Origin of the sequence: Staphylococcus caprae (assembly GCF_002902725.1) — a bacterium.
GTDB lineage: Bacteria > Bacillota > Bacilli > Staphylococcales > Staphylococcaceae > Staphylococcus > Staphylococcus caprae.
The window spans coordinates 1-6,033 of sequence record NZ_PPRT01000052.1; the positions used below are offsets into that span (position 1 = coordinate 1).

Here is a 6,033-nt window from a genome sequence, read left to right on the forward strand (position 1 = left end):
AGTCTATTCGATCTGACAAGGCGCAAAAATTTTTTCTTTGAGGCATACGCCAGTCGAAAAATTTTTTAGCTTATACCCTTGTCATCTCTCATGACGACTTGTTGTTGTGGCTTTGCAACACAGAAAAAAATAAATAAATAATAAAAAAGGAGTTGTACGTAATGGGAACAAGAACAGCAATTTTTCAAGAGCAATCAAACGGCACATACGAAGGAATATATGTAGGTCATGATGGATATATAGACGGTATAGGAAATGTACTATATAACGCTTATCCTAGTTATGATGATTTCACCCCCGTTATTCAAAATAGAACACCCATATTATTTTTAGGTTTAACATTAGAAGAAACATCAAAGGATAAAAGTAGGGTGGAAACTAAAACGGTTAATGGCTTTGAATGGCACATTTATACAGAATTTAGAGATTTTCAAGAAACTGAGTATTATTTAGCTTATCGAAAAGAAGATATTAGAAATTTTGATTATTTAACGTACGATATAAATAATCAATTACAAGGTTATCAAGATGAAGAAGGACGTTTGATTCCATTCAGAGGCTCAGATAATAATGGTTACCTTTACGTCCAAGATTTAGATGGTATTTGGTATGTTTCTGAATTAGATGAAAGTAGTAATAAATCAAAGAATGGCATAGCGATGAGTGAATTTAAAAAACTATCTGAAATTATTGAACGTAAAAACAGTTATATCAATATAAGCTATATATTGTGAACTACTCAACACTTAGCTAAACCTATCGGTTTTAACGCTTGAAGTGTGAGCTTCTCGGAAACAAAGCATACTTGATAACGTATTTCTTGGCTATCAGCGGTGTCTTTTACTACCCGAGCTATCACCGTAGTCCCTACGGTTCATTGCCATTTCTATGCTTGGTTTTTTCACACTGATTATATCATATATAAAAATAATAGGCATTCATCTACGACCTCTATAGGTCGTAGATGAATGCCTTGTTACGTTAAACAAATTTAAGTACTTGGTCAACGATTTTAGCAATTGTATTAGCAATGCCAAAGCCCATGTCTACCCAATCTTGTTTGACATGTAAACCTGAATTTACTGCATTATGTAATGACTCAACAATACCTGACATAAATGCACACTCCTTTATACAAATTAAAATGATGTAACCATATAAATTTATACCATTTCTAGAATGATTTGTAAACCTAATTTACACTATTTTAATATATCACATCATTAACAATGACAAAAAATACCGGACTCTATATTAAATAGAATCTGGTATTTTTGATTTGTCCATCCATTTTTTTAATATAAAAAGATGTTATTAATATCATGCTCTTGGAGATTATATATAAATTTAGTATTCAATATTTGGTATTTTATTTACATGTTTTTGATAACGTTTAAGTACACTATAACCAATAGTACAAATAGCTATTACTACAAATTATTTTTTCAAATTTGTCATTCCTTTACTCTATTTGTTTTCATAATAATTTAATTCTAAATCTTTAGATGTTTGTTTTCGAATAGTTCTCATTAAGCCAATATCATTAACTAATGATTGGCCATAAGATGGTATCATTTTTTTGATTTTTGGTGTCCATTTTGATTCATATTCTGAGAAGTTTTTTAAAGTACTTCTAAAGCTGCAGAAACCGAAGTTGAAGACCCAGGTGATTCTCCTAGTAAAGCAATCATTGAGTGATCTTTAGAATTAACTACTTCCGTTCCAAATTGAATATAACCTTTTCCATGTTCAGGTGTATCTTTGATGACTTGTACACGTTTACCAGCAGTATATAACTGCCAATCTTCATCACGTGCTTATGGATAAAACGTACGTAAATGATTCATACATCCTTCTTTAGTCATTAATATTTAATCAAACGAATATTTAATTAAAGGTAAATTTTTTACTGCAGCAGATAAAAGTGTTGAAATATTATATGGTTTAATCGATTTAAATAAATCTAAATTCGAACCATTTTTTAAGAATTTAGGGCCTACACTAGCAAATGGGCCAAATAATAGGGTACGTTCACCATCAATATAACGTGTATCCAAGTGAGGTACAGTCATAGGTGGTGTACCTTTAGGCTCTTTACCATATACCTTAGCGTCATGCTTAGCTATGATATCAGGATTAGTACAAATTAAGAATGGTTCTGTTGCAAAGTAAAATTAGTATACAATTCTATACAAATCTAAAAGTGTAAATGTTACTTTAACAATAATCCATTTGTTGAATTTGATTGTTTTTGCATTTCTTTGTATTTATATTACAGTATTTTTCACTTTGCAACAGAACCCTATTTATAGAATTAAATGTGATAATGATTTGGTTTAATAAATCTTGCTTCGATGCAAATGAGAGCTTCTCATAGCGTCCCAAAACAGATGATAATAATCTATTATGAGTTTTTAATAATAAGAAAAGAAAAAAGAGCGTAAATACACGCTCTTTTTTCTATATTCCTTTTTTCATTAACGTTCATTTTTAGCGAAAGTAGAAATTTAATCTTGAACACTTCTACCTGACCATTTTTTTACTAATAGTAAAAGGCTTGTAAAAATTATTACTACGCTTACAACATAAATAGATATTGTTAAAAGAAAAGGAACTGAATTATTTATAAACATAGAAGTATATCTAGTTGAATACGTAATTGGAATATAATACCAAGATTTGTCACCAAGTACTTCTACACCAAAATATATATTAAATATTGTAATTACAACTCCTGAGACCATTGAAAAGATACTTTTAGTAAATAAGCTAATTGTAAATATTAAAAGTATTGTAATTATATTCATAAAAGAGCTGCTAATTATATAAAATAAAGTTAATTTTAAATTTTGAGACATTAAAATAAAGTTAATGGTTGAGATTAATAGACAAAATAAATAGTTACTAAAAATATATGTGAGTGTTGCGTAAACCCATAAGTTTCTTTTGGGTTTACCCAGTATATGATTAAAATGGCCAATGCTTTCTTCAAAATGTATTACTTGATATACAGTAATAGCGATTATTAAAGAAGATAAAGCATTAAAGCTAGAAGTATACTGAGAAATCGAAGTATAATTCCAGTTGTTTTTTAGATAAAGATTAATAAAAATAATATAAAAAATTGTCAAAAGGGTGGGGGTATAGGTTAGTATTTCCGTACGGAATTTTAAATTAATTACTTTCAGTTCATTTTTCATTTATATTCCAACTTTTCTTGTTATTTGACATAAAGAAAATAGAAAAATAGATTATGCTAACTATTATAGTTAATGCTAACGAATTTAAATCATTGAAATATGAGCTATTTTTACTCATAAGAGTACCATTTGGATTTAATGATAAAGTGATTAGTGGTATTCTTCCAATATATGACCAAGGAGTAATCCAGAAGAACTTACTCATAGTAATAAATATAATACTGATTAAAGTCAATGCAATATTTAAAAAAATAGAAAGAAATACACCAAAGCATTTTACTAAAATAAAATTAATAGGTATTAACGGAAGACCTACAAAAAAAACTAAAAATAATGTGACTAGTATGAGAAATAAATTAATTGAATTCCCACCCACTAACATATTTCCAGTCAGTGCTACTAAGAACATTATTATAGTATGCAGTAATAAGGCGATACTCATAATTAATATTTTACTTCTAATCATCTTATTAATTGACCAGTTATTACTGACATAATAATTGAATAAGCCATTTCTTTTTTCGATACCAATCATTGAGCTACAAGCGATACAAATAATAATTGGCATAACAAAGTATGGCCATAGATTAAATAACAGAGATAGAAATGGAGATATATCATCCTTATTAGGACTACTTTGAGCAAATAAAGCAGTAAATAATGCAAACCCTAAAAAGAATAAAGGTGATAAAAATAATACATACATAGCTGTAGTATTTTTGAATTTTAAAACTTCAGCTTTTATTTCTTTCATATTATTTACCCCCTTTTGTTATATTAAAAAATACTTCTTCAAGATTTTCATCAGTTTTATTTTCCTCTTGATATTCTAACTTGCCATTATGGATAATACCTACATGATCAGCTAACTGTTGTATTTCTGAAAGAATATGACTAGAAATAATAACACTAGTATTTAAATTTGTTAAACTTTTTAGTAATTCTCTCAATTCTTGAATACCGTAGGGGTCTAGTCCATTAGAAGGTTCATCTAATACTAGTAGCTTTGGCTTCTTTATTAGCGCCATAGCTATACCTAATCGTTGTTTCATACCTAAAGAAAAGTTTTTCACCTTTTTTTGGGGATCAACATTTAAATTAACAAGCTCAAGTACTTTAGATATTTCATTAAAATCTATATTTTCATTCAATGCTACGACTTTTAAATTATCTTGTGCACTTAAATGATTATAAGTTGGAGGAGATTCTATTAAAGAACCAATATTAGTTAGCTCTTTTCTAGTTAGAGGAGATCCATCTAAATAGATATCGCCACTTGTTTGTGGCAGTATTCCACATATAATTTTCATCAAAGTAGATTTCCCGGCTCCATTAATTCCTAAAAGTCCATAAACTTCATTAGGATAAACTTTTAAATTAATGTCTTTTAAAATAGTTTCTTTTTTAAATTGTTTATTCAAGTTTCTTGTTTCTATTTTATAATAAGTCAAGAATTATTCCTCCTTTAAAAATTAATTTATTAAAGTTTAACATTGAAAAAGTATATATACCCTAACAATATTGTAAGAATTACTAATATGTAATTTTATATAGTTATAAAAGAATGTGGTATATTTATAGAAAATATAATTAGAGATAAGGGAGATATATATGTATCTTTTAATATTATTTTTAATGGTTCTAGTTATAATAACTATAATTTTATTTAAAAAGCATAGTAGACTTAATATTTATATTGTAGCTATAATACAACTTGTTTTGGGATTACTTTGTTTTTACTATATATTAGCAGTGTTTAACTTTAGTATTTATGCTATATCAACTATGTTTATTATATTGTCTTTATCGATTTTAATTTTTTTAACATTTTTAATTTTTAATAGTAAAAAACTTCTTGAAAAAGAAGGAAGTAAATTATCAAATTTTTTAAGCTTCGGTTTATCACTATTGTTATTGTGGATTATAGTTACTTCCCCTTTGTCTTTTTTTATAAATAAGTCTTTAGCAGCATATATATTTGTGATACATATTTTTATAGTGTCCTTATTTACATATTTTTTCAGTTTATTTATTAGTTGCTTCATTTTATCTCTATTTTATTCACGAAGAAAAATTGATATGAGTATAAGTTACATTATTGTGTTAGGATCTGGCTTAATAGAAGATAAAGTACCTCCTCTTTTGCAAAGTAGGATAGATATTGGGAAAAATTTTTGGGATTCTAAAAAAGATAAGCATACTAAATTTTTGTTAAGCGGTGGACAAGGTAAAGATGAAAGAATTTCAGAATCGCAAGCAATGAAAAAATATTTAATAGCACAGGGAGTAAATGAAAATCAAATAATATGCGAAAATAAATCACAAAGTACGTATGAAAATTTAAAATTTTCAAAAAATCTCATTTCAAAAAATGCTGCTGTTATAATATGCTCAAATAATTATCATATATTGAGAGCAGTCTTTATAGCTAAAAAACTTAAATACTCTCACTTTTATAGTTTAGGTAGTAAGACAAAAAATTATTTTTTTACTAATGCTTTTATTAGAGAACTTGTTGCAATACTAAAAATGGATTGGATATTTCATTTATGTATAGTTATATTACTCATATTTTGGATGATTTTCACATTGATTAAATTATAATAGACTTTAGGAAACTTAATTAAATTGCCTAAAGTCTATTAATTTAACTTTACTATTTGAAAAATCATTTTTATCATGTCTATGTGTTACGTTTAATACAATAGAAGATTGAGCTAAAGATTCAATAGATTTAACGGTTCTGTTGCAAAGTTAAAATAGTATACAGTTCTATACAAAGTCAGAATCTTTAACGTTGTTTTAATAAGAAGTTGTTCCATTTAATTTGATT

The 6,033-nt window shown here is 27.0% G+C and carries 8 protein-coding genes and 1 pseudogene; 2 read left to right on the forward strand and 7 right to left on the reverse strand.

All coding sequences use genetic code 11. The features are described 5' to 3' along the window. The first annotated feature begins 161 nt into the window (after positions 1 to 161). A complete protein-coding gene (locus tag CD155_RS10000; RefSeq protein WP_103213240.1) occupies positions 162 to 734 on the forward strand; it encodes a hypothetical protein in 573 nt (190 codons plus the stop codon). 247 nt (positions 735 to 981) lie between these two features. On the opposite strand, the gene CD155_RS10005 is transcribed toward CD155_RS10000, so the two are convergent. The 7 genes and pseudogenes from CD155_RS10005 to CD155_RS12960 all read right to left on the reverse strand — a co-directional run bounded on the left by CD155_RS10005 (position 982) and on the right by CD155_RS12960 (position 5,245). Beyond that, on the reverse strand, positions 982 to 1,116 hold the full coding sequence (locus CD155_RS10005) for a beta-class phenol-soluble modulin (protein WP_002436888.1): 135 nt from the start codon (positions 1,114 to 1,116) through the stop codon (positions 982 to 984). A 231-nt stretch (positions 1,117 to 1,347) separates the two neighbouring features. Continuing rightward, a complete protein-coding gene (locus CD155_RS13130; protein ID WP_305887950.1) occupies positions 1,348 to 1,428 on the reverse strand; it encodes an SE2200 family small protein in 81 nt (26 codons plus the stop codon). Between the two features lie 39 nt (positions 1,429 to 1,467). Further along, positions 1,468 to 2,153, reverse strand: a pseudogene (locus tag CD155_RS10015) (malate:quinone oxidoreductase); the annotation flags it as partial. Between the two features lie 354 nt (positions 2,154 to 2,507). After that, the gene (locus tag CD155_RS10020) at positions 2,508 to 3,200 is read right to left on the reverse strand and encodes a BsaG family lantibiotic immunity ABC transporter permease subunit (protein WP_103213241.1); all 693 of its coding nucleotides are present in this window, start codon (positions 3,198 to 3,200) and stop codon (positions 2,508 to 2,510) included. Then, on the reverse strand, positions 3,190 to 3,954 hold the full coding sequence (locus CD155_RS10025; protein ID WP_103213242.1) for a lantibiotic immunity ABC transporter MutE/EpiE family permease subunit: 765 nt from the start codon (positions 3,952 to 3,954) through the stop codon (positions 3,190 to 3,192). Before CD155_RS10025 ends, CD155_RS10020 begins: the two co-directional genes overlap by 11 nt. Before the next feature lies 1 nt (position 3,955). Next, positions 3,956 to 4,651 (reverse strand): lantibiotic protection ABC transporter ATP-binding protein, encoded by a 696-nt coding sequence (locus tag CD155_RS10030; RefSeq protein WP_103213243.1) that lies wholly within the window; start codon positions 4,649 to 4,651, stop codon positions 3,956 to 3,958. Between the two features lie 318 nt (positions 4,652 to 4,969). Beyond that, on the reverse strand, positions 4,970 to 5,245 hold the full coding sequence (locus CD155_RS12960) for a hypothetical protein (RefSeq protein WP_103213244.1): 276 nt from the start codon (positions 5,243 to 5,245) through the stop codon (positions 4,970 to 4,972). Between the two features lie 55 nt (positions 5,246 to 5,300). On the opposite strand from CD155_RS12960, the gene CD155_RS10040 reads away from it, so the two are divergent. Continuing rightward, a complete protein-coding gene (locus tag CD155_RS10040; RefSeq protein WP_180991836.1) occupies positions 5,301 to 5,804 on the forward strand; it encodes a YdcF family protein in 504 nt (167 codons plus the stop codon). Positions 5,805 to 6,033 lie beyond the last annotated feature (229 nt).

Bases quoted from the DNA above. Each gene is read 5' to 3' on its own strand.
- CD155_RS10000 (WP_103213240.1), top strand. From the start codon at position 162: ATGGGAACAAGAACAGCAATTTTTCAAGAGCAATCAAACGGCACATAC.
- CD155_RS10005 (WP_002436888.1), bottom strand. From the start codon at position 1,116: ATGTCAGGTATTGTTGAGTCATTACATAATGCAGTAAATTCAGGTTTA.
- CD155_RS10020 (WP_103213241.1), bottom strand. From the start codon at position 3,200: ATGAAAAATGAACTGAAAGTAATTAATTTAAAATTCCGTACGGAAATA.
- CD155_RS10025 (WP_103213242.1), bottom strand. From the start codon at position 3,954: ATGAAAGAAATAAAAGCTGAAGTTTTAAAATTCAAAAATACTACAGCT.
- CD155_RS12960 (WP_103213244.1), bottom strand. From the start codon at position 5,245: ATGAAGCAACTAATAAATAAACTGAAAAAATATGTAAATAAGGACACT.